The sequence below is a fragment of the Anaerovorax odorimutans DSM 5092 genome (assembly GCF_000426305.1).
In the GTDB taxonomy this organism is placed as follows: Bacteria; Bacillota; Clostridia; order Peptostreptococcales; family Anaerovoracaceae; genus Anaerovorax; species Anaerovorax odorimutans.
In genome coordinates, this window is the sequence record NZ_KE384518.1 from 12,223 (window position 1) to 34,947 (window position 22,725).

28 protein-coding genes are annotated in these 22,725 nt (G+C 32.5%); 10 read left to right on the forward strand and 18 right to left on the reverse strand.

Features of this window, described 5'->3' with window-relative positions:
• Positions 1–22: 22 nt before the first annotated feature.
• The 10 genes from K292_RS0112760 (at position 23) to fliB (ending at position 9,101) form a co-directional block, all read left to right on the forward strand.
• Positions 23–1,057, forward strand: coding sequence for a protein-glutamate methylesterase/protein-glutamine glutaminase (locus K292_RS0112760; RefSeq protein ID WP_027400143.1), 1,035 nt, complete (start codon positions 23–25; stop codon positions 1,055–1,057).
• Between the two features lie 114 nt (positions 1,058–1,171).
• On the forward strand, positions 1,172–1,480 hold the full coding sequence (locus K292_RS0112765) for a hypothetical protein (RefSeq protein ID WP_027400144.1): 309 nt from the start codon (positions 1,172–1,174) through the stop codon (positions 1,478–1,480).
• Between the two features lie 2 nt (positions 1,481–1,482).
• Positions 1,483–1,959, forward strand: a complete 477-nt coding sequence (gene flgN / locus K292_RS0112770) for a flagellar export chaperone FlgN (RefSeq protein ID WP_027400145.1) — start codon at positions 1,483–1,485, stop codon at positions 1,957–1,959.
• 37 nt (positions 1,960–1,996) lie between these two features.
• Positions 1,997–3,547: a flagellar hook-associated protein FlgK gene (gene flgK / locus K292_RS0112775; RefSeq protein WP_027400146.1), complete on the forward strand. Its 1,551-nt coding sequence runs from the start codon at positions 1,997–1,999 to the stop codon at positions 3,545–3,547.
• 19 nt (positions 3,548–3,566) lie between these two features.
• Positions 3,567–4,586: a flagellar hook-associated protein FlgL gene (gene flgL, locus K292_RS0112780; protein WP_027400147.1), complete on the forward strand. Its 1,020-nt coding sequence runs from the start codon at positions 3,567–3,569 to the stop codon at positions 4,584–4,586.
• Positions 4,587–4,631: 45 nt separating this feature from the next.
• Positions 4,632–5,234 carry a DUF6470 family protein gene (locus K292_RS0112785; protein ID WP_027400148.1) on the forward strand — a complete coding sequence of 201 codons (603 nt, stop codon included), beginning with the start codon at positions 4,632–4,634 and terminating at the stop codon, positions 5,232–5,234.
• 11 nt (positions 5,235–5,245) lie between these two features.
• Complete coding sequence (gene fliW / locus K292_RS0112790; RefSeq protein WP_027400149.1) at positions 5,246–5,686, forward strand: flagellar assembly protein FliW; 441 nt, start codon at positions 5,246–5,248, stop codon at positions 5,684–5,686.
• A 4-nt stretch (positions 5,687–5,690) separates the two neighbouring features.
• Positions 5,691–5,924, forward strand: coding sequence for a carbon storage regulator CsrA (gene csrA, locus K292_RS0112795; RefSeq protein ID WP_027400150.1), 234 nt, complete (start codon positions 5,691–5,693; stop codon positions 5,922–5,924).
• Between the two features lie 167 nt (positions 5,925–6,091).
• Entirely contained in the window at positions 6,092–7,729 is a 1,638-nt protein-coding gene (locus tag K292_RS0112800; RefSeq protein ID WP_027400151.1) for a flagellin N-terminal helical domain-containing protein, read from the forward strand.
• Positions 7,730–7,811: 82 nt separating this feature from the next.
• Positions 7,812–9,101, forward strand: a complete 1,290-nt coding sequence (fliB, locus tag K292_RS0112805) for a flagellin lysine-N-methylase (RefSeq protein WP_027400152.1) — start codon at positions 7,812–7,814, stop codon at positions 9,099–9,101.
• A gap of 73 nt (positions 9,102–9,174) precedes the next feature.
• On the opposite strand, the gene K292_RS0112810 is transcribed toward fliB, so the two are convergent.
• The 18 genes from K292_RS0112810 to fliJ all read right to left on the reverse strand — a co-directional run bounded on the left by K292_RS0112810 (position 9,175) and on the right by fliJ (position 22,707).
• Positions 9,175–9,501, reverse strand: coding sequence for an EscU/YscU/HrcU family type III secretion system export apparatus switch protein (locus K292_RS0112810; protein WP_027400153.1), 327 nt, complete (start codon positions 9,499–9,501; stop codon positions 9,175–9,177).
• Positions 9,488–10,906, reverse strand: a complete 1,419-nt coding sequence (locus K292_RS0112815) for a hypothetical protein (RefSeq protein ID WP_027400154.1) — start codon at positions 10,904–10,906, stop codon at positions 9,488–9,490. The genes K292_RS0112810 and K292_RS0112815 overlap by 14 nt, the downstream gene beginning before the upstream one ends.
• Before the next feature lie 3 nt (positions 10,907–10,909).
• On the reverse strand, positions 10,910–11,974 hold the full coding sequence (gene flhB, locus K292_RS0112820) for a flagellar biosynthesis protein FlhB (RefSeq protein WP_027400155.1): 1,065 nt from the start codon (positions 11,972–11,974) through the stop codon (positions 10,910–10,912).
• 33 nt (positions 11,975–12,007) lie between these two features.
• Entirely contained in the window at positions 12,008–12,778 is a 771-nt protein-coding gene (gene fliR / locus K292_RS0112825; RefSeq protein WP_027400156.1) for a flagellar biosynthetic protein FliR, read from the reverse strand.
• A gap of 6 nt (positions 12,779–12,784) precedes the next feature.
• Positions 12,785–13,045 (reverse strand): flagellar biosynthesis protein FliQ, encoded by a 261-nt coding sequence (gene fliQ, locus K292_RS0112830; protein ID WP_027400157.1) that lies wholly within the window; start codon positions 13,043–13,045, stop codon positions 12,785–12,787.
• Between the two features lie 19 nt (positions 13,046–13,064).
• Positions 13,065–13,724 carry a flagellar type III secretion system pore protein FliP gene (fliP, locus tag K292_RS0112835; RefSeq protein WP_027400158.1) on the reverse strand — a complete coding sequence of 220 codons (660 nt, stop codon included), beginning with the start codon at positions 13,722–13,724 and terminating at the stop codon, positions 13,065–13,067.
• 121 nt (positions 13,725–13,845) lie between these two features.
• The gene (locus K292_RS18980) at positions 13,846–14,205 is read right to left on the reverse strand and encodes a FliO/MopB family protein (RefSeq protein WP_051280736.1); all 360 of its coding nucleotides are present in this window, start codon (positions 14,203–14,205) and stop codon (positions 13,846–13,848) included.
• A 28-nt stretch (positions 14,206–14,233) separates the two neighbouring features.
• Positions 14,234–14,593 (reverse strand): response regulator, encoded by a 360-nt coding sequence (locus K292_RS0112845; RefSeq protein ID WP_027400159.1) that lies wholly within the window; start codon positions 14,591–14,593, stop codon positions 14,234–14,236.
• A 30-nt stretch (positions 14,594–14,623) separates the two neighbouring features.
• Positions 14,624–15,925, reverse strand: a complete 1,302-nt coding sequence (gene fliN / locus K292_RS0112850) for a flagellar motor switch protein FliN (protein WP_027400160.1) — start codon at positions 15,923–15,925, stop codon at positions 14,624–14,626.
• Positions 15,926–15,942: 17 nt separating this feature from the next.
• Positions 15,943–16,944, reverse strand: a complete 1,002-nt coding sequence (fliM, locus tag K292_RS0112855; protein ID WP_027400161.1) for a flagellar motor switch protein FliM — start codon at positions 16,942–16,944, stop codon at positions 15,943–15,945.
• A 35-nt stretch (positions 16,945–16,979) separates the two neighbouring features.
• Positions 16,980–17,762, reverse strand: coding sequence for an OmpA/MotB family protein (locus K292_RS17210; RefSeq protein WP_037373214.1), 783 nt, complete (start codon positions 17,760–17,762; stop codon positions 16,980–16,982).
• A 54-nt stretch (positions 17,763–17,816) separates the two neighbouring features.
• Positions 17,817–18,668, reverse strand: coding sequence for a motility protein A (locus K292_RS0112865; RefSeq protein ID WP_027400162.1), 852 nt, complete (start codon positions 18,666–18,668; stop codon positions 17,817–17,819).
• Positions 18,669–18,681: 13 nt separating this feature from the next.
• Positions 18,682–18,894 (reverse strand): flagellar FlbD family protein, encoded by a 213-nt coding sequence (locus K292_RS0112870; RefSeq protein ID WP_027400163.1) that lies wholly within the window; start codon positions 18,892–18,894, stop codon positions 18,682–18,684.
• A 75-nt stretch (positions 18,895–18,969) separates the two neighbouring features.
• The gene (locus K292_RS19360; RefSeq protein WP_027400164.1) at positions 18,970–19,869 is read right to left on the reverse strand and encodes a flagellar hook-basal body complex protein; all 900 of its coding nucleotides are present in this window, start codon (positions 19,867–19,869) and stop codon (positions 18,970–18,972) included.
• 75 nt (positions 19,870–19,944) lie between these two features.
• Positions 19,945–20,337: a TIGR02530 family flagellar biosynthesis protein gene (locus tag K292_RS0112880; RefSeq protein WP_330364996.1), complete on the reverse strand. Its 393-nt coding sequence runs from the start codon at positions 20,335–20,337 to the stop codon at positions 19,945–19,947.
• 75 nt (positions 20,338–20,412) lie between these two features.
• Positions 20,413–20,877 (reverse strand): flagellar hook capping FlgD N-terminal domain-containing protein, encoded by a 465-nt coding sequence (locus K292_RS0112885; RefSeq protein ID WP_027400166.1) that lies wholly within the window; start codon positions 20,875–20,877, stop codon positions 20,413–20,415.
• Positions 20,878–20,905: 28 nt separating this feature from the next.
• The gene (locus K292_RS0112890) at positions 20,906–22,210 is read right to left on the reverse strand and encodes a flagellar hook-length control protein FliK (RefSeq protein ID WP_027400167.1); all 1,305 of its coding nucleotides are present in this window, start codon (positions 22,208–22,210) and stop codon (positions 20,906–20,908) included.
• A gap of 56 nt (positions 22,211–22,266) precedes the next feature.
• Complete coding sequence (fliJ, locus tag K292_RS0112895) at positions 22,267–22,707, reverse strand: flagellar export protein FliJ (RefSeq protein WP_027400168.1); 441 nt, start codon at positions 22,705–22,707, stop codon at positions 22,267–22,269.
• Positions 22,708–22,725: the final 18 nt, after the last annotated feature.

A 22,725-nucleotide genomic window follows, 5' to 3' on the forward strand; every position in this document is an offset into this window, starting at 1 on the left:
CTTTTAAAGGAGATAACTAGATATGAAAAAAGTTAAAGTTTTAGTCGTTGACGACTCAATTTTATTTAGAAAAGTTTTAATAGATCGTCTTTCCCAATATGATCATATAGAAGTGGTTGGGTATGCTACTGATGCTTTCGATGCTCAAGATAAAATTCCAAAATTAGACCCCCATGTTGTAACTCTTGATGTGGAAATGCCAAAGCTCAACGGTATTGAATTTCTAAAAAAAATGATGCCAAAAAGGCCCTTGCCTGTTGTCCTTGTCAGCTCTTTAAACATCAGTGTATTTGAAGCTTTGTCAGCAGGCGCTGTTGACTTTGTAAGAAAACCTTCAATGCAGGCACAAAATGCTGTAGATTTATTTATTTCAGAATTAGTAAGAAAAATTTCAATAGCTTCAGTTGCCAGAGTAAAAACCTCCAATACTGTAAAAGCTCAAACGATTATAACAAGCGATGCACTTAAAAGTACTGCGAAGTCCAACTCTATTGTAATTGCTATAGGAGCTTCCACAGGGGGAACAGAAGCTACTCTTACAGTTTTAAAAAATCTACCTGCAAATACACCAGGGATTCTTGTTACTCAGCATATGCCACCGGGTTTTACGAAAATGTATGCAGAAAGATTAAATAAACTTTGCGCTATGGAAGTAAAAGAAGCACAAAATGGTGATAAAGTCATACCAGGCAGAGTTTTAATTGCTCCGGGAGATGCTCATATGCGTTTAACCCGTACAGGAAATGAATATTTCGTAAGATGTGCACCGGGTGAAAAAGTAAGTGGTCACTGCCCTTCTGTAGATGTACTTTTTGATTCTGTAGCAAGTGTGGCTAGAGGTAATTCCGTTGGAATAATTATGACAGGTATGGGTAAGGACGGAGCAGCCGGACTTTTAAATATGAAAAAACAAGGTGCATATACCATCGGGCAAAGTAAAGAATCTTGTGTTGTATACGGAATGCCAATGGTAGCAAAAAATATAGGTGCAGTTGCAACTGAAGCACCTTGTGAAGAAATAGCTTCTATTCTAAAGCAGCATTTAAATAAATTATAATATAAAAATTTTTTTATATTATGCATAATGCTTTTAATATATATGACGATATATATTGTAGTAAGTTAAATATAAGTCAATAAAATATTACAATAACCTAAAGGGGTATTAACTATGAAAATTACATTAAATAATATTGTTTCTTCAAATAATGGAGAACATATAAAATCAAAAGCAATAGAAAAAAAAGAAACTGAGCAAAAGCAAAGTTATGATAAAATCACTATCGGAAATACAAGTGTGTGTGATTTACCTAAAAATCAATTTGTCAGTGTATTAAAAAACCATATTATGACGGAAGTAAAAACAGGTGCTTCCTCATATAAGCTAAATGATCTTTCTAATCAAATTGCTCTTGGAGAATACGACACTAATATTAATTCTGTAGTAAAAAGAATGATGCTTGACAGCGGGAAGGATTAGTTATGGATCAATTTGTACAATTTAAAAAGATTATAACGGAATATATTAAAATCTTAGATCAAATTATTATTTTAGAAAATAACAAGCTGAAAACTATTGCTGAAAACGATGTAAATTCATTAGATAAACTCATAAAGGACGAACAGGTTTATATTCTAAAACTTAAAGGCATAGATATAAAAAGAGAAAAACTTCAAAAAGAGATGAATATGGAAGATTTCTCCTTCAGTGAAATAATATCTGCAGCAGATGGTGATGAAAAGCAATTATTAAAATCTGATTATGAAGTACTTTTACGAAAAGCCGAAGAATTAAAAGCTGCTTCAGACAATTCGAAACTATCTATCGAATTAAATTTACATAAGATTGATTTGTTATTATCTAGTCTAAACAGTAATGCAGATTGTCAATATGTTTATGATAAGAACGGAACAAAACCAAATTTAAACACAAGCCATTTTGCATCAAAGAAGGTATAATACACTTACTAAAAACACAAGGAAATGGAGAAAGAAAATGATTAGATCAACTTTTTTTGGATTTACAACAGCCTTGAGTGGGCTAAGAGTCAGTCAGAGATCACTTGATGTCACAGGGCAGAACATAAGTAATATCAATACAGAAGGATATACAAGACAAAGACTGGATCTTTACAGCCAAATATCCGGAGGCATTGATGATAAATATACAACAAGACCTAACAATTCAATTGGTCAAGGAGTTGGCATTACTAAAGTAGAACAAATACGTAATCCATTTTTAGATGTAAGGTTCCGTCGTGAAGCATGCAAAGTAGGCGAAATAGATTCTAAACTTGCTACATTGAAAGATTTGGAATATGTTTTTGATGAAACAATGACGAAAGGTCTTGATAATCAAGTATCTGATTTTATAAAACAACTTCAATCCCTTTCCTCCAATACAGGCAATTCAGAATTCGACGGTATTGCAAAGGCTTCTGCAGAAGTATTGACAAAGCTTTTTAATCAATATGCAAATCAAGTAGAAACAGTTCGAAACCAACAAGAATATCAGCTTGACAAAGTTGATATTCCAAAGATAAACGATTTATTAAAAAACATTGCTGAAATAAATAAAAGCATCCGAAATAGTCAGCTACAAGGCAATCCAGCTTTGGAACTTATGGATACGAGAAATTTATATATTGATGAACTCTCCAATTATATGAAAATTGATGTTACATATACGCCTAATGAAATAGCACCCGGTGTTATTGTTGATGATATAAATATTGACCTTATCAGTGATAGTTACTCCCCTACTAAACTTATTGATAATGAAAAATACGGTATAGTAAGTTCCACTAGAGATGCAACAACAGGAAAAATCGGTATAAATCTTGACTTTAACGGCGGCGGCCCTGTTGCCATAGGAGATCACTTAGATACGGGGGTTCTAAAAGGGAATCTGGATATGCTAAACAATTCAGGAGAATTTGATTCTCCTACAACTACAAGAGGTATCGGATATTACGAAAAGATGCTTGATACCATTGCTTCAAAATTTGCAGAAGAATTTAACGAATCAAATAAATTATCGGACGGAACGCTTCAACCTCTTTTTGGGAAAAAAGATGGTACTCCGGCCACAGATCCAATCACTGCAAAAAATTTATGTATTGCCGAAGGCTGGGCTAATTGTACATATGGTATTACAGCCTCAAAAAATGAAAATCCCGGCGGTAATAATGATGGCGCTGCTGATAATATTTTATATATGATTTCTTTATTTTCAAAAAAGCTAGATTTTAAAACAACTCCGGGGAATAAGGTTCTTTTTACCGGTACTTTTCAGGAATGTTTAGGAGAAACAAAAAATATACTTGCCCTTGATAAAAGCTCTACAGAAAAAATCTTTAAGAATTATTATTCTGTGTTAACACAAGTTGACGACTCGCGGCAGGGTATATCTGCAGTATCATTAGATGAAGAAGGAGTAAATCTATTAAAATTCCAAAAATCATATAATGCAGCGGCAAGATTAATGACAACATTAGACGAAGCTATTGATACAGTCATTAACAAAATGGGTGTTGTAGGAAGGTAATGAAGGGGGTAAATTGAAAATGAGAATTACAAGCGGAATTATGATGAGACAATATAACAGAAGACTGAATACTATTATCAGTGATTTAAACAAAGCAAATGAAACAATTACAACCAGACGTAAGTTTACGAAAGCTTCTGAGAATCCTTCTGAATCAGTAAAATCACAACAATTGCGTAGAGAAATACTCCAGAATGAAAACTATCAGACTAACCTAAGAGATGTTCAGTCAAAATTTGACTCGATAGAAAGTAATATGATGAATATTTCCAAAATAGGAGAAACTGCATATGTAGATATTTTAAAAGTTATAAATGGAACTAATAGTATTGATGAGCGTAAAATCGTTGCCGCAGAACTTCGTGAAATGCAAGAATCTATAATTATGAATTGCAATTCTCAATTTAATGACCAATATATTTTCGGAGGAAGCAGTACAAAAGAAGCTCCTTTCGCCATAGACAAAACTACAGGAGCTGTTACATTCCGTGGTATAAATGTAAACACTACAGATCCAACAGAACTGGCTACCTTAAAAAAAATGGCAGAAGAAAACACCTACATTGATTTGGGATTTGGAATGACTTTTGATAGCAGTGATCCAAATAATCCTAATACTATAAAAAACAACAGTGCTTATAATACTGCAATGCCAGGTATTAGTTTTTTAGGATATGGTCACGATTCATCTGGAAATTCCAATAATTTAGTTGTACACCTTGGAGAAATCGCTGATATGCTTGAAAGTCCAACTTATTCACCTGAAAATATAGAACCATTAAGTAAAAAACTTGATGTTCAAAGAAAAGATCTCCTAATTGGAATTACCAAATTAGGAAGTAATACCAAATTTCTGGATTACACTGAAAAAAGACTTGAAGATAATGAATATAATATAAATGAAAAAATCGAGAACACTGAATTTGTAGATTTAGCAGAAGCAATATCAGCTTTTAAAATGCAGGATATGACATATCGTGCAGCTTTAAAAACAGGGATGGATATTTTATCTGTTTCATTTATAGATTTTATGAAATAAAATTTTTCCTTTATAATCAAATAATTCAACAAGGAGGGTTGTAAAATGAAACCGCTTATTGAAATCAAAACAATTCCGATTTCTATAGAGTTCAAAGTAACACCAAGTAAAATTCAACGTTCACAAGGTATGGCAGAATTAGAAATTTCCAGAGAGAAAAAAGGATTAAGTATTAAAAGCAGACCAATTAAACTAAACGTGGACAGTTTTGAAGCAAGAAATTCCGTTGTACCTTCCACTGCAACAAGTTCAAGGCAATTTGGCGAGAACGGAATCACAGCTGCATATGAAGCAACTGCACAATTTGCAGAGGAGGGAAATATGCTGTTAAATATTCATTTAAATCAAGATACTTTAGGACAAATAGCAGACTCAAGAATGTCTCAGCCCGCGGATTTTAATATTGGATTTATACCCGAATATCCTGCAGATATCAGCTGGGAACCCGGAGATTTAAGTATTCAATATGAAATGGATAAATTAAATTTCGATTGGAAAATCGGTCAAGGAAATTATGAATTTATTCCGGGTAACATTGAATTTATAGTAAAAGAATATCCTAAAGTTATTATTGAATATGTAGGAGGCCCTATTTATGCACCACCAAGTGCAGATCCTGATTACGAACCTATTGATATAAAAGCATAGCTGAGGTAATTATGAATATAGATACAAAATATTTTGGAAATATTGAAATAGACGAAGATGAGAAGCTAATATTCCCTAATGGTCTTTTTGGCTTTGAAAACAATAAATCATTTTTTATCCTTGCTTTTGATGATTCTGATAAGGATATTTTATGTTTACAGTCAGCAGATGAGCCTTATCTTGCCTTTGTAATTATAAATCCTTACAGTATTGTTTCCACATATGAGCCTGTTTTATCAAAATATGATTTAAAGGATCTTAAAGCTGATAATAATATATCTCTTATATATTATTCCTTAGCTGTAGTGCATGACGAATTTAAAAATACTACTATTAATCTTAAATGTCCTATAGTTCTAAACGTTGAAAAAAAATTAGCAAAGCAAGTTATCTTAGAAGATAGCACTTATTCCCTTCGTCATCCTATAATGACACCAAATAAGGAGGAATAGTGTTATGCTTATTTTAACAAGGAAACAAGGAGAAACCTTCACCATAGGAGATAATATTGAGATAACTCTTTTAGAGATAAAAGGAGATAAAGTTAAAATTTCCATAGATGCACCAAAAGAGATTAAAATTCTGAGAAAAGAACTGGAAGAAGCACAGAAGCTTAACCATGAATCCCTGCTGTCAGATTTATCTAATATTACAGCATTAAAAGATATATTAAAAAAAGAAAAAAAATAATAGTAAATTTATATATTTACTATTATTTTTTTTTATAAATTAACGATATATTAAATGAAAGGTAAATAACACTATAGCGTACGAATAGTGTTTATGATTTTACTTATAAGTATAATTTATAAAGGAGCAAGGATTGCTCAAATGAAACATTCAAGGAGGAATGAAAAATGAGAATACAACATAATTTAGCTGCGGTTAACGCACACAGACAACTTACAAGCAACAATAGCATGGTATCTAAAAACTTAGAAAAGTTATCTTCCGGTTATAAAATCAACAGAGCCGGCGACGATGCCGCAGGTCTTGCAATTTCCGAAAAGATGAGAGCTCAGATTAAAGGTCTTGAAACTGCACAAGCAAATGCTAATGATGGTATTTCCCTTGTACAGACTGCTGAAGGTGCATTAACAGAAGTACACTCAATGCTTAACCGTATGACAGAGCTTGCTACAAAATCAGCAAACGGAACTCTTAAAGATGAAGTAGACCGTGAAGCAATCCAAAGCGAAGTAAAATCTCTAAGCGATGAAATTGACAGAATTGCTAAGAGCACAAACTTCAATGGAATTACATTACTAGACGGTAAATTGGGTAGCACTTCCGGTGGATCCATTGTTAGTTTTTCAGTAGAAAGCGATTTGTCTTCTAGTTTTACTGATGCAACTGCTCAAATCAGTAAAACAAATGATTTTAAAAACCTTACTACTGCTCAGGAAGCAGGTGATACAGTATCTTATTCTCTAACATTTAAGGATGCTGCAGGTACAGAACAAAATGTAAGTGTTAATTTTACTGTTAGCTCAGATCAAAAACAACTTATCTCTGATAGTGGTAAAAAATATGATATCACCGATTCTGGTGCTCAATTAGGTGAGTTACAAGATGCTGTTTTAGCTGAACTTCAAGAAAATGGCGACATAGCTAATAATTTTGATGTAACGAAAACTGGTGATGCTCTTACTTTTACTTCAAAGGAAAAAGGAGCAGATGCACCAGTTGTTACTAATATTGCATTAAATCACACTATTAAAACATCTGGCGACGTTGAGCAAGAAGTAACAGGTGTGGCTATTACAGCAGGTAAAGATGCTTTTGATTCTATAGAATTTAAAGATATTGGAGCATTAAATGATATTACAAAGATAAATGAAGCTCCAATTTTTGAAGTTAAAGGGGAAAGATTCTTATTTGTAGGTGATGGCGTTACAGATGAAGATCTTAAAAAAATTGACAGCGATATAAATATTGTTAGAACAGCAACAGATGATATTACTGTATCAAGTGCTAATGTTACAAATATGATAAGTGCGATTAAAAATGCTACAGGTGCAGAGGTAAGAGCAGATTCAACTGGTACTATTATTGAATTTGGCCGTCCTTCCAATGTAGCCGGTGCTTCTACTGAAGGTGGTTTACAGCTTCAGGTTGGTGACAGCGCAGAATCTTTCCAAAAGGTTAGTGTAAAAGTTGGTGATATGAGTACAGCAGGATTGAGGATTAAGGGTCTTGATGTATCTTCAGCTGATGCTGCCAATGCTGCAATAGATAAGATTAAAAATGCTATAAATATTGTTTCCAGCAACAGAGCCGGTCTTGGTGCTGTTCAGAACCGTTTGGAACATACCGTTAACAACTTAGGTGTAACATCTGAAAACTTAACTGCTGCTGAAAGCAGAATCAGAGACGTTGATATGGCAAAGGAAATGATGAACTTTACGAAAAACAACATCTTAACTCAAGCAGCTCAAGGTATGCTTGCTCAAGCTAATCAGCTTCCACAGGGTGTATTACAATTATTAAGATAATAAAATCTTATATAATAAAAAAAGTGGGTCATCCCACTTTTTTTATTATAATTACATGACTTATTAAAAAGGAGTTTTCTATATGGATACTATAATGCTAAAGCCTTCATATTATGATAGTTTTTCTTGTCTGGGTGATAAATGTAAATTTACTTGTTGCCAAGTATGGGATATATATCTAACAAAAAATGAATATACACATATTAAAAATTTGCGAAAACCTAAGGAATTGGAAGAACTAACATCTAAAACCTTTTATCGTATAAAAAAGGGAGAAACAAAAAAGAAATATGCTTTTGTAAAGTTTGATGAAAATAAGCTATGCCCTCTTTTAACAAAAGGTAAATTTTGTTCCCTGCAGCTCTCCTGTGGTCATAAGTCTCTACCCTACACCTGCCGAGCTTTTCCAAGATGTACCACTATTAATTCTATTAAAGACAATATGTCTGAACAACATCTGTCCTTAGGATGCGAGGCTGTATTAAAAATTATTATGAAACTTCAAGGCGGTATTACTTTTGAAAGTTATGATAAAAACTATTCTAATATGGATTTAGACCATATAAATCACCTTATTACTTCATCTCATGCCGAAACTCGTCCTGTTTTCAATTACGCTTGGGATATAAAAACTTTAGGATGTGATATTTTACAAAATAGAAGATTCTCACTTGAGGATAGAATGTTGCTCATGGGTATGGCATTTCAATCCATAGATAAACTGGAAAAAAGTAAAAATGAAAATGAAATTCCTGCTTTTCTAAATAAGTTTTCTACTATGATGGAGGATTCCTCTTTGCTAAAAAGTTTTGAAAATATTCAAGGAAATTCATACTTTAAATCAATGAATGCCATTGCTTTTTTAGACTTTTTAAATATTAAACAAAATATGACTAAATTTATAAATGATATTTTTAATAACTTGGGAATTATTAAAAATAAGGAAAACGTTACCGGTGAAAAACCAGAGGTGGATACTGACGAGTTTATAATAAAATTTGAAAAAGAATTATCCTTTGATGAATCCAAATATATGGAAGCTTCCAAAAGATTTGATGAATTTTTTAAAGGAAGAAAATATATATGGGAAAATATTATGGTCACTTATTTCTTTTATAACAATCAGCCCTTTTTCAATAAAGATAAAAGTATATGGCAAAATTTTATATTCTTCGCAAATATATATAATTTACTAAAATTCAGCATTATGGGTTATTTGACTGATGAAAGCACAGACGATGATTTTATTTATGCCACAACTCTTTGCTCACGTACTTTAACACACTCGCAGTTTTTATTTGATATAGTAGTTAATAAATTTGAAGAAAATGAGAGTGATACTTTAGCTCATATGGCTATCTTAATAAAATAGATAACAATAAAACAATAAATTTTTTTATAAATCAATATTTTCTACACAATAATAAAAGTGGGCACACCCACTTTTATTTATTGTCAGGCAGACCCACTTCTTTTATCTCCTCGATTTTTTTATCTTTATTTAAATCTTCTTCACTTGGTACATATTTTAAAAAATATAAATAAATATCTACTACGGCTTGATAAAGGTTTTCCGGTATATTTGAGCCTAATTCCAGCTGTGACAACACTGTTGTCAATGAGTTGTCCTCATATACAGGAACATTATTTTCATTTGCCACTTCTACCATCTTTTCTGCCATATGTCCCAGACCTGAAGCCACTATAACAGGAGAAGTATCATTACTATCATATTTTAAAGCTACTGCCTTACTTGAACTAAATTGTGACATTTACAACATTCCTCCCCTCATATATTTTAGGAAATACTTCTGATATGGTCTTTGGTTCTGTACACTTTTCCAAGAAAAAGGTTTTGAAAGAAAAGTCATTGCTTTCTACTATATTTGTAATTTCTTCTCTTATTTCCTTTTCAGCTGACTGCAGCTTTTCAGGGTAATATAGTTCCATAAATAAGCTATTTCCCTTTGCTAATAATACCATTTCAAAATATCCCAGATTTTTAATATCAAACTTTATAAGCATCTTTATTGATTCTGTATCATTATCCCTGCCATTGTCTTGTTCATGGTTAGGATCAACCCACAGCTCTGAAAAGAATAATTTTCCGTTGATATCAGCAGGAATCATAAGGTGTACAAGAGGCATATATACACTTTCGTTTATTAAAGCAGAGCTTAATATATTTTGGAAAATCTGTTTATTTTCATAACCTGCTTCACCACCCATACCCCTTGTAATAATACTGATAAGCTTATCTGCTATTTCCGTTTTCCCTTCGTAATTATTCCCTTTGGAGGATAATAAAAACTGTTCTAGCTCCGCAATGGGCACGCCTTCCAGTTGACTTTTTATTTCACTGAAACCAACTAAAGTTTTGAATGACTTTAAAAATGTTTCCTTTGATCCCATTTCATATTTAGCCAAATTTAAAACAAGCATATTTATTATATCTCTTGCAGGGCCAAAATCCTTGGTTTGTGAGATATATCTTGATAAATAAGGGATTATCTCTTCTTTTAAGACATTAAGATTTTCTTTAATTTCTCCGTTTTCATTTCCTACTACGAGTTTATCAATTAAAGCATTTAATGCAACTGATACTTGCCGCGGTATTCTTGTACTTATATTTTTTAAATTGGAAATCATATTGTTTAATATATGGTTTCCTCCTGTCAAGCTGTCATATTTTTTCAAAAAATCCGAGACAGCACCTTTCAAATCACTTGAGGTACTATTCTTTAATACAAATCTCAGCATATCAAAGAATACTCCATTAAATTTGTTTGCCGTACTCTGGGTATTTTTTACAAAATTTAGGAGTTCAGGTTCTGACATTTTAAGCATATCCATATATGCTGCCATTTCATCTGCTATTCCCTCACCCATACCTGAATTGACAATACTGCCTAATCTTGAGAAAAAAATCTTGCTGTAGCTTTCTGTCATTCCCGGTGTGCTTTTTATCATCTGCAAAAACTTATCAAAATTAGATTGCAGATTAGGTGAAAATTTACCCGGTTCTCTGTCACTATACACATTTTGAGAATTGGGTTTCGTTACTCTTGAAGGGTCCGGTATATTTTGTATATTGGGTTCATTTTGTGAAAGGGGTCTTGCTTTCCCTAAAGTTTCCTGCCCCGGTAAGGGAGTCGTTACTTTTAATATATCTGACATAGCTTATCCTCTTTTATTTTTCATACCATAAATTACAGCAAGAATTTCTGCAACAGCTGCATAATATGCCGCAGGTATTTCCATATTTAGTTCTGACGAAGAGAAAATAGCCCTCGCTAACGGCTTATTTTCCACAACGTCCACTCCATTTGATTCTGCTACTTTTATTATTCTCAAAGCCATCTCATCTTGTCCCTTTGCCACAACTACAGGTGCCCTATCTTTTTCTATATCGTATCTTAACGCTACGGCAAAATGGGTTGGATTTTTAATAACCACATCAGCTGTGGGAACTTCCTGCATCATTCTTGACATGGCAAATTTTCTTTGCTGCTCTTTTATTTTTCCCTTTATTTTAGGGTCTCCTTCAAGCTGTTTATATTCTTCTTTTACTTCATGCTTTGACATTTTTATCTGTTTTTCATAATCCCATCTTTGATAAAGGTAATCAAGACCTGCAACAAAAACAAATATAATGCTTATGCGGTAAACTAAATCAACAACTGATTCTAATAAATAGGCAGCAGATTGAGATATATCCATAAAGGGGCTTTGAGAAAAATTATAAATTCTGCTCTTAAAAAAATTATATATTATAACGCAAATAATAGCAATTTTTATTGAACCTTTTACCACTTCTACAAAACTCTTTAAAGACAATAATCTCTTAAATCCTTCTATGGGATTCATACGATTGAACTTAGGTTTAAGGCTTTCCATTGAAAACAGGAATTTTGTCTGAAATCCTGTGGCAACAACTGCAACTAATATGCTTATAAGAGAAATAGGAAGTGCAATATAAACAAAAGCCCAAATGCAGTCTACTAATATTTGAAAGGAAAAAGCATCTGTTATGCTGTCTACACTAGAAGCATATCCCATATATTTTTCTACAAATATTGAAAGTCTGCTATACGAAAAGGGGAACATAATTTTTAGTAATGTATATAGAACTAAAATGGAAGCCACATTTACAATATCTTTACTGGAATAGGCATGTCCCTTTTTTCTCTCATCTTTTCGTTTTTTGGGCGTGGCCTTTTCGGTTTTTGATCCGCTATCTGCCAACTCTATTCCCCCCTATTACATTTTATTATATTCTCACCCTTGTCCCATAATAATTACCATTTGTTCCATAGAATCAAAGAGTAATTCTATTAAATATTCCATAAAGGATACCATAGGCGAAAATAATATAACTAATAGTATAAGACCAATAAAAAGCTTTGCTTGAATATTTATTACAAATACATTTATCTGCGGTATAGCCTTCATGAGAATACCTACGGCTATTTCAAGCAGAAACTCTATTGCAACAATTGGCATGGCAAGCTTAACAGCAAGTACCGTACATTGACAAAATACATCTAATATAAGGGATGGCACTTTTGTATTAATTATAACTTTTCCATAAGGTATAAACTCACCCAAGTTTAAAAAAAGCTTAATAAGTGTCAAATGACCATTTCCCACAAAGAATAGAAATGTAAATAATATATTATAATATGTACCCGTAAGTGACATGGATATATTACTTTGAGGATCATATATCTTTGACATTGCAATACCCATCTGTAAATCAATCAATTCACCGCCAAATATTATTATATAAGCAAAAAGGCTTACTATAAAGCCTAATACATAACCTATAAAGAATTCTTTTAACAATAATATTATATATTCTACCGTAGTACTGAATTCTGTAATTGAAATATCTGAGTATGTATATATTACAAGAGAAAGTACCAATGTAAGTCCTATTTTAAACATAGCGGGAAAGTTTCTCCTGCCTAAAATAGGGTTGAATAAAATACACCCTGCCATCCTCATTAAAACTAATGTAAAAATTATCCAATCTTCTATTCCAAACATATCTTATTATCCCAGCATCATTCTAAAAATATCTTTTGTAAAATCTGACATTGTTTGAAGCATCCATGATCCTGCCAATAAAAGAATCAGTGCTATCAAAAAAAGTTTAGGCACAAAAGTAATGGTTTGTTCATTTATTTGTGTCGCTGCCTGAATAATAGAAATAATCAAACCTATAATCATACTTAGAAGTAAAATAGGTGCAGCCAGTTTAGTTGCAACCAGAATTGATGATTGCATGACTGAAAGTACTTCCATTTCTGTCATTTTTATTCACCGCCTTAACTCACATATTAAAACTACTAACCAAAGTAGTGAAAAGTAACTCCCATCCATTTATAACTACAAACAATAGTATCTTAAATGGCAGAGAAATCATCACCGGAGGCAGCATTATCATTCCCATAGACATGAGTGTACTTGAAACAATAATGTCTATTAATAAAAATGGAATAAACAATAAAAATCCCATTACAAAAGCTCTGCTAAGCTCACTTGTCATAAAAGCAGGAATAATAATATGTATAGGTATTTCTTCTAAGTTCTTTGGTTTATCCATCTTTGCAAAGTCCAAATATACTTCTAAAGACTCTACCTTTGTCTGCTTAAGCATGAATTCTTTTATAGGTACACTTGCTTTTTCTAAAGCTTGCTGCTGGGTTATTTCTTCATTTTTATACGGCTGATAAGCATTTTCATTGATATCTGTTATAACCGGTGACATAATAAACAATGTTAAAAATAATGCTATACCTATTAACACCGTATTCGGCGGTGTCTGCTGCAAGCCAAGGGCATTTCTCAAAAGTGACAGTACAATGATAATCCTCGTAAATGAGGTCATCATAATCAATATAGACGGCAATAGGGTTATAACTGTAAGTAACGCCAATATTTCAAGCGTCTGTACCCCATTCCCGTTAATGGAAACAAGTGCATCATTCATAGCTTTATTCCTCTTATAATCAGTAACCTTAAAAGTTTTTCTATCTGTTAAATAAATTCATACAACTAAAGAAGTTGAGAACTTTTAACCTGCTATAATTTGAAAAGAAAATTATAGCAGGCTATTTTTTGATTTTAGACATATATTTTTGCAATATATTTTTAAATGCTGACTTAGCTTGAAATTGATTCATTGGATTTTGTCTGATTTCAACTAAATCATCTTCTTTCAGTTTTTTTATAAATTGTATGGATTGGGAAGTGACACTAGCCAAAAAATAATCTTGACCTATTTGTACTATCACAAGTAATTTGTCCTGTCCCAAAGCCAATCTGTCTACAATTTTCATGTGTTTTGCCGAGTTAAATTTTGATGCACCCAAAGCAACATATTTACTAAATAAATAGCTTAAATAAATAACGACGATAATTGCCACAATAGCTAAGAGTAAAGGAGTTATATCTTTAAAAATAATAATCACCCTCTATTAAATAATTAACTGCATAGCTTTATCCAAGGATAGAAGTTACAGTTTTTATAATTCTGTCAGGTTTAAAAGGTTTAACTATAAAATCTTTTGCCCCTGATTTTATAGCTTCAATAACCATAGCTTCCTGACCCATAGCTGAACACATAACTACTACTGAATTTGGATTTATTGATTTAATGGTTTTCAGTGCTTCCAACCCATCCATATTAGGCATTGTAATATCCAGAATAACCAAATCAGGCTGCACCTCTTTATATTTTTCAACAGCCTGAAGACCATCAGCTGCCTCATATAAATCTGTATAACCATTCTTTGACAATGTATCCTTTAACATCATTCTCATAAATGCCGCATCATCAACCAACAAAATTTTTGCCATTTTAATTACCTCTCTTTACTAAATTTTTCTTTACTTATTAAATAACATATCTGATTTCTTGATTATCTCAGTAATTTTTACTCCAAATGAATCATCTACTACTACAACATCCCCCTTTGCAATACATTGACCGTTAACATATAAATCCACCTGCTCACCAGCCATCTTATCTAAAACCACCAGTGTGCCTTGATTAAATTCTAAAATTTCTTTAACTAATTTACGGGTTCTTCCAATTTCCACTGAAATCTCTAGTGGGACAGACATAATCAAATCTAAATTTGATTCCTGTTCCTTAGTAAGCTGATTACCATCTGCATCAAAGTTCGTATACTGTGGCTGAACATTAATAATTCTAGGCTGCTCATTATATACTTGCTGCTGCATATTCACCGCAGGTTGAGAAGGTGCTGCTGCAGGAGCTTGAGGCTGCACAGGTATTTGAGGCTGCACAGAAACCTGAGGTTGTACTGCTGCAGGCGACGGTGCTTGTGTAGGTGGTGGTGTTGATACCTGCTGTGTGTCAGTTTGCTGCAACGCAGGTTGTGAAGCTTGCTGTGGCGCTCCCTCATTAGAGGCCTGTGCTTCTGCTTCCATAGATTTCATCAATTCCATTATTTCTTCTTGTGACATAGACTTTGAATCATTACCTACTGTATTTGGTATTTCTTCAGGTGCACTCTCTGCAATTTCAGGCTCAGAATTGGTCTCTGCAAGAGTTGCATCATGCAGTGAGGTAACCGATCCAATGAGTTTTTTTGCCAGATCTATTGACATAAGTGTCATGAATTCACTGTTTACACTGCTTTCAATATCTAAATTAAATTTAACTACTATCATAGGTTCTTCAGTAGAAAAATATTTTTGTTTAAAATTCTCTGTATCACTAATCTCAAAAGATACAGGAGTTGAAATATTTACAGGTTCTCCAATAAAATCCGCTAACGCCGTTGCCGAAGCTCCCATCATTTGATTCATTACTTCACAAACTGCACTCAAACTTAATTCATCTAATGTAAATTCCTCATCAGGTATTTCTGTGCTCATTAAAATTTCTAAAATCTTTTTTACATCAGAACGTTTCAGCAGCATAATGTTGCTGCCCTCCATACCTTGCACATAGGTAATTTCTACTCCAATAGCCGGCTCTAATGATTTAAAATCAAAGTCTTCAAAGGATACAACACTGACATTGGGCGTTGTAATTAATACCTTTCTGTCCAGCATATCTGACATAGCTGTTGCAGAGGAGCCTAGACTAATATTAAGAATTTCTCCTATTGCATCAATTTCCATTGGACTAAATAGGTCCGCATATTTTTCTTCGTTCATAAATCTCCTCCGCTATTTTACTGATTATTTACTGATCCATTAATCTTTACTGCCATACTTCCTCTATGAGTACCCATTTTTCCCCGGAACCAAGGTTTTTTTTCAATATATAAATAAATATCTGAATCTTGAGGTTTTTTTAAGTTTATCACATCTCCTGCTTTTAACTGATAAATATCTTTCATTAAAACTTGTGCTTCTCCCAGTTTCGCTGTGATTTCCAAGGTAGAATCTTTAATGCTGCTTAAAATTTCCTCTGGGGATGCTTCATCTTGGAAGGTTTTTCTTTTGTTATTTACTTCCCGCATTTTTTCAAAGAAAGTAAATACGTTGTCAAGAAGTCTCCCCGGCAAACAAATATTTATTTGCCCCGTTGTTTCATTTAACTCTATACTTAATATTACAATTACAACAATTTCATCTGAACCTATAGTCTGAACTAATCTTGGATTGCTTTCAATCTTCGCAAATTCTAAGTTAAGGTCCAGATAATTTTGCCAAGCATCTTTCATAATAGGCAAAATATGCTTTAAAAGTACTTCATAAATAGATAATTCAATATCTGTAAATCCATGAGTTGCACTTTCTTCTTCATAATCACCTACTCCACCTAACATTCTATCAATCATTGTATACATAGTATGATTGGAAATCTGAACCATAATTTGTTCGTTTTCCTCGCTGTCGCTTAATTTAGTATCTACCAATGCAATCAGATCATCATCATTCAACGCATTGTTAAATTCATAATATCTTTGTTCTTCAACATCCATTAATTCAACATTAAAATTTAAGCGCAATAAACTCGTTAAATATGATGAAATTACTCTAGCATAATTTTCATAAATACTGAAAATTAATTTTAATCTATCCTTTGTATATTTTTTAGGAGTATGAAAATCATATTTTCTTATTTTCTTTGATGAAACCTCATCATCTAGCTGTTCTTCGTTCATTGCTCCTTCTTTTACAGAGTTGAGTAATTCATCTATTTGACTTTGGGTTAGTATATTGCTCATATATGTCTCTCCTGTTTGAAATCTATTTTATATTTCTATTCATCTAATATGGGGGTACCAATTGTTTTATATACTTCTTCCAGCGTAATGCTTACTGCATTACTTTTAGTAATTAATATCTCAACACGCCTGTTTCTTGCACGATCCTCCGGAGTTACAAAAGATGCAATGGGATAATTTTGACCATATTCCATTGAGACAAGCTTCTTAGGCTCTATAATATTTTTTTTCTGAATATAAACAAGTACCGTTGTAGCCCTGTTCGATGCGAGAAATCTATCTCCCTCAGCTTCATTTGGTTTATTAGGATCCGCTTGATTTGTATGACCCAAAATACGGACTTGACCAACCTTTTCTTTTACTTCTCCTATTCCTCCGCAAAGGACATTTAATACACCTATTCCTTCTTGCTTCAAAATATAACTATCACCATCAAATAAGATATTATTTCTAAAAACAATAAATGTAAAATCATCACCCTTTGCAAGACCCACATCACATTCTAAATCATTATCTTCCACATATTTTTTAAGCTGTTTATAAATATCATCAAATTCTTTATTCTGAGTAAGCAACCCACTTCCGCTTGATGTAATGGCATTTTCGCCGTTTGGAGGCTCTTCCTCCATTATTATCTGAGAAACTTTATCCGCATCCGGATTCATACTTTTTACAAGCATTTCCCATTTTGCAGCATCAATTGTTGACATGGAAAATAACATTACAAAAAAACACAGCAGCAAAGTAACCATATCACTATATGTATTAAGCCAAGAAGATGATTCATCTGATTTTTGTTTATTATTTTGTTTTCGCATTATTTTCCACCTTATTTTATTACTTTAAATAATAATATTAATCCGTTTATTAACCTAACCCTTTGCTTTTTTTTCTTTTTTCGGTTTTTTCTCTTTTTTTGCTTTATTGCCTGATCCTTCTTCCCCTCCTTCATCCATAATTAAAGCTCTTTCCTTTTGAGGTAAGAAGGAGATAAGCTTTTCTCTTATAAATTTAGGATTTTCACCTGATTGTATAGATAAAATTCCTTCTACAACAATCTCTTTGCAAAGCATTTCTTCTTCATGTCTTAATTTTAATTTATTAGCTATAGGTGCAAAAAACAAGTTGGCTAATATTGTACCATAAAAAGTCGTAATCAACGCCAGTGACATACCTTCGCCTAATTGATCACTTCCGCTGCCATCACTGAAACTTAAAGCTTTTAACATATTTATTAATCCTATCAATGTACCTATCATACCAAATGCAGGAGCAAAAGCAGCACCTTTTTCATAAATAGATGTGGATTCTTGATGTCTGGCATCTAAATAGGCCATATCATCTTCAAGCATTTGTTTTACTTTGTCAGGATCTATGGCATCAACGATAAGTAAAATGCTGTCCTTTAAAAAAGGATCACTTTGTTCATTTGCCTTTTCTTCTAGTGCTAATAAGCCGTTTTTCCTTGCAATCTGAGCAAATTCTGCTATAGTGTCTATGTAATCTATTGGATTGTATTTTCTTCCTGATACTACAATTTTAAGATGTTTTAACACGCCCTTTAACGTACTTAAAGGGAAAGATGCCGTAATAGCCGCTAAAGTACCACCTAATGTCATTACGATACTTGATGCACTCAAAAAGTTACCAAAATTCCCCAAACCAATTCCATAACCTACCAGTAATATTCCTGACACAATTCCCAATAAAGTTGTTAAATCCATAATTTCCTCCGTGTTATAACGTTTCTACCTTAATTAATTTATGTTTATCCCATATTCTAGCATTAAATTCTATTACTTTATCAATAATTTCATCAGCACTCTCTTTTACAACAAAAAATTCCTTGTTCATTAATATTACTTTGGATTCGGGTATAATTTCTATGGATTGAATTTGATTACAGTTAACAATAAACTCTTCATTATTCAACTTTGTAAGCCTAATCATAAGATCAATCTCCTTTTTATATAGTAGGACCAAAAGGTCCTACTAAACATAATTTAAATTAAGACATATAGTTTACTATCTCTTAAGATTTACCAGTTCTTGTAACATTTCATCAGTTACAGTAATAATTCTTGTGTTTGCCTGGAAACCTCTCTGTGTTGTAATCATATCTGTAAACTCTTTTGAAAGGTCAACATTAGCCATTTCAAGGCACCCTGTTTTAAGCTGGCCCGTAGCACCTTCACCCGGTACTTCTGCCGTTAAGTCTCCTGTATTATCCTTTGCTTGATAATATGAATTTTCTGTACTCATTAAAGCATTAGGATTAGGTACATTTGCAATCGCAATATTCCCAATAAGAACTGGCTTATTATCGGCATCTATTCCTGAAACAGTACCATCAGGACCAATGCTAATACCTGTAAGCTTAATAGGTTTGGAATTTGAGTCTAAAGGTTTTTGAATAGGTACTAACTTTGACTTATCAACTTTACCTGTTCCATCATATTTAAACCCATACACACAGTTTCTGTTAGCATCAACTAAGTTCCCATTACCATCAAAATTAAAAATACCAACACGTGTAAGCTTTGCTTTTTTTAAATCATCTGATTTCGCCGGATCCAATTCTACATCAGTAGCATCAGAATTTTTTTTTGGTCCAACCATAAAATATCCATTTCCAATAATCATTGCATCCATAGGATTATCTGTTGGTGCAATACCTCCCGAAGTATGCATAACATCAACGGATCCAATCTGCGACCCATAGCCTATTTGTGAAGGATTTCCCCCACCATATACATCCCCCGGGGCACTTGATGATGTTAAATTCTGATAGAATACATCTTTAAAAGTAGCACGTCCTGCTTTAAATCCATATGTGTTTACATTTGCAATATTATTACCGATAACATCCATCTTCGTCTGATGAGCACGAAGACCTGCTACAGCGGCAAACATTGATTTAACCATTTATTTTCTCCTTTCATCAACCGTTTTTAAGATATATCATTCACATATACCCCATAGCCTCCATAAATGGTCCGGCTATATAATTACGGCACTGTCAATATTAGTAAATACGTTTTCTTTCATTTCATTTCCTGCCATGGTAGTGACCACAGTATTGTTTGGAACATTCACTATAAAAGCATAATTTGAGTCTATTATTACAACATCCTTTGCGCCCTTGTCTCTTGCTTTAGATACTGCATTGTTTAAATCATTTAAGAGAGTTGGTGTTAATTCAATACCTCTTTGATTCACCCTTTGCTGAGCATGCTTGGAAAATTGAACCTTACTGTTTTTATCAAGCTGCTCCTTTAATATTCTTTCAAAATCAGATCCTATGGCATTTTGATTGATTGGACGCTTTACTTCTTTTGTAGATATGGAATTAATATTATTTGAATAATTATTTCCAATTCTTATGTCTGCCAAATTCTTTACCCCCAATCTTCTTTTATTTTACGGATTTATATTTCTCCTGTTAAATCAGTTCTCCCATATACTTTTTTAATCTTTTGAGCCATTTCCATCTTCAGGATCAGTCTCTTTTGCTGTTGGCAGCTTCCCCACTGCCATTATTTCAGGCAATTTAAAACTGTGCTCGTTATCAATATATACTATAGGTTCTCCCTCAAACAAGCTTACACCTGTAACAACACCGGTCTTTGTGTTCAACTCTCCACGTGAAGTAATTGATGCAGCTGTAATTTCTTTACCAATCAAAGATGCCGCATATGACGTCATACTTGTATCAACAAGATTGTTTATCGCTTCAAGTTGTGTAAACTGTGCAAGCTGAGACATAAATTCAGTATCTTTCATAGGATTCATCATATCTTGATTTGAAAGTTGTGATGCTAATAATTGTAGAAAATCATTTACATCAAGTCCTGTATTTAAGCTCTTATTACTAGTTGTTCTGGTATTTTCTGTACTTGTGGTATTATTACTATTAACTCCATCAACTGGCAATATTATCACCCTTTCTGTTATTTGTAAATTACAACAATGCTTGTTGTTCCAATAATCCAAATTTCAATTGATTAATAAAAGAAAGATTTTCTTCATCTTGCGACCTCTGGAAATTAAAGTTTTCCTGCTGCTGTCTGTTTTGTCTTTCTCCTCTTCCGTCATCATAAGTTCCTCTGTTGTTTTGCCCCATAAATTTGCTGTCATCTTCTACCGTTACTGTGGTATGAAGTCCCGTATTATTTTCTAAAATACCTCTTAAGCTTTCAGTATTCATAGATAAAAGGCTGTGGGTTTTAGCATTACTGCAATTCAATATAATTTGTGCACCAGAGCTTTCAGCAATAATTTTAATTCCTATTTTACCAAGTTCTTTTGGATTTAATTGTATATCAAATTCCTGTTTGCCATCCTTAAGATTATACATAATTTTTTCAGCAATTTGATTTGTAAATGCTTGATTTGTTGTATTATTGCTGTTTGCAACTTTAATATTTAACTTACTCAAATCTAAATTCTGTGTTTTTAATGCAACAGGTACTTCTTCTGATGTTTTTGTCTCTGCTGTCTCTGTTTTTTGAGTTATCTTTCCAAAGTTTTCTTCAGATTGATTTAATCCAATAATTTTATTTTGTTTCACACCTTCTGCATTTTTTTCTGAGATATTTAAATTCTTTACTGTATTATTGCTGCTTTCAGTGGTATTGCTTTTGCTGTTATTAAGTTGTACTTTTGCAGATTTAGGAACTTCTTGTTTTGTTGCTTTTTGATTACTTGTCTCATTATTATTTAAAACAGTAACTTTATCTGCCTTTGTATCTTGATTTTTCTTAGGCATCTGTTCTGCAGTCAATACTTGTGAAGCCTGATTTGCTGATAATGTTTTACCAGAAGAAACATCTGTTGAAGTTTCAGCTATTGGATTTAATACTGTATTATTAGGTACTACGCCTTTATTTAAATTTTGATTATTGTCAGATACCACATCAGTTGACAATTTCTGTCCCGCTGGTGCTTTATCAGAGGATATATCTACTTGTCCAATAATCTTATCTTTAAGGACTGCATCAGTAAGATTTTTTTCTAGATTATCTACTTTGTCTTGACCGGTATTATTTACCTCTAATTGCGAATTTACATTTTCATTATTTGTTTTATGATCTTCTAAATGAGTGTCCTTATTTTTTGGCTCTTTTTTATCTGTTTTCTGACTTTTCTTTACAGTATCATTAAGAATACTTTTAAATTCATTCCTTGAATCCTTTGCAAAAGATTTACCTTCTGTTTTACTATTGTCAGCTTTTATTTTAACAAAATTAATTGCAACACCTTCCATTTTATTTTCACCTCCTTCCAGTTGATATTTTATTAAAATTAATTTAATAATCCATATTAATTACAAGTAAACCTGTTGGAAACAAACTCTTCTACTGATTGTTCTTCTTTTTTTTGCAATGCTTTATTATATTCATCAAGTCTTTTTTCCTTTAATTTGTCTAAAGAGGCAACTTCTTTCCTTGCTTCAATAACTTGAGTTTTCTTTTCAGATTCTGTTTCTTTTAAAGAATTTAATTTATCTTTTTCTTCTTTTATTTTATTTTCCAGTATCTTTAAATATCTTTTATACCCTATTGCTTCTATTAAAATAAGGCCTTGCTTATTTTTACTGTTGAATTCATTATTTATATTTTTGTGCTTATCTTCTAATTTCAAAAGTATATTTTCTTGATCTTTAAGTGCAGCAAGAATAGTTGCATGTTGACTTTTCAAATTATCCAATATTTGATTTTTATATTTATGCACTGTACTTAGTGAAAAGTTAAATTTTTTCATAAATTTGTCCTCTTTTTA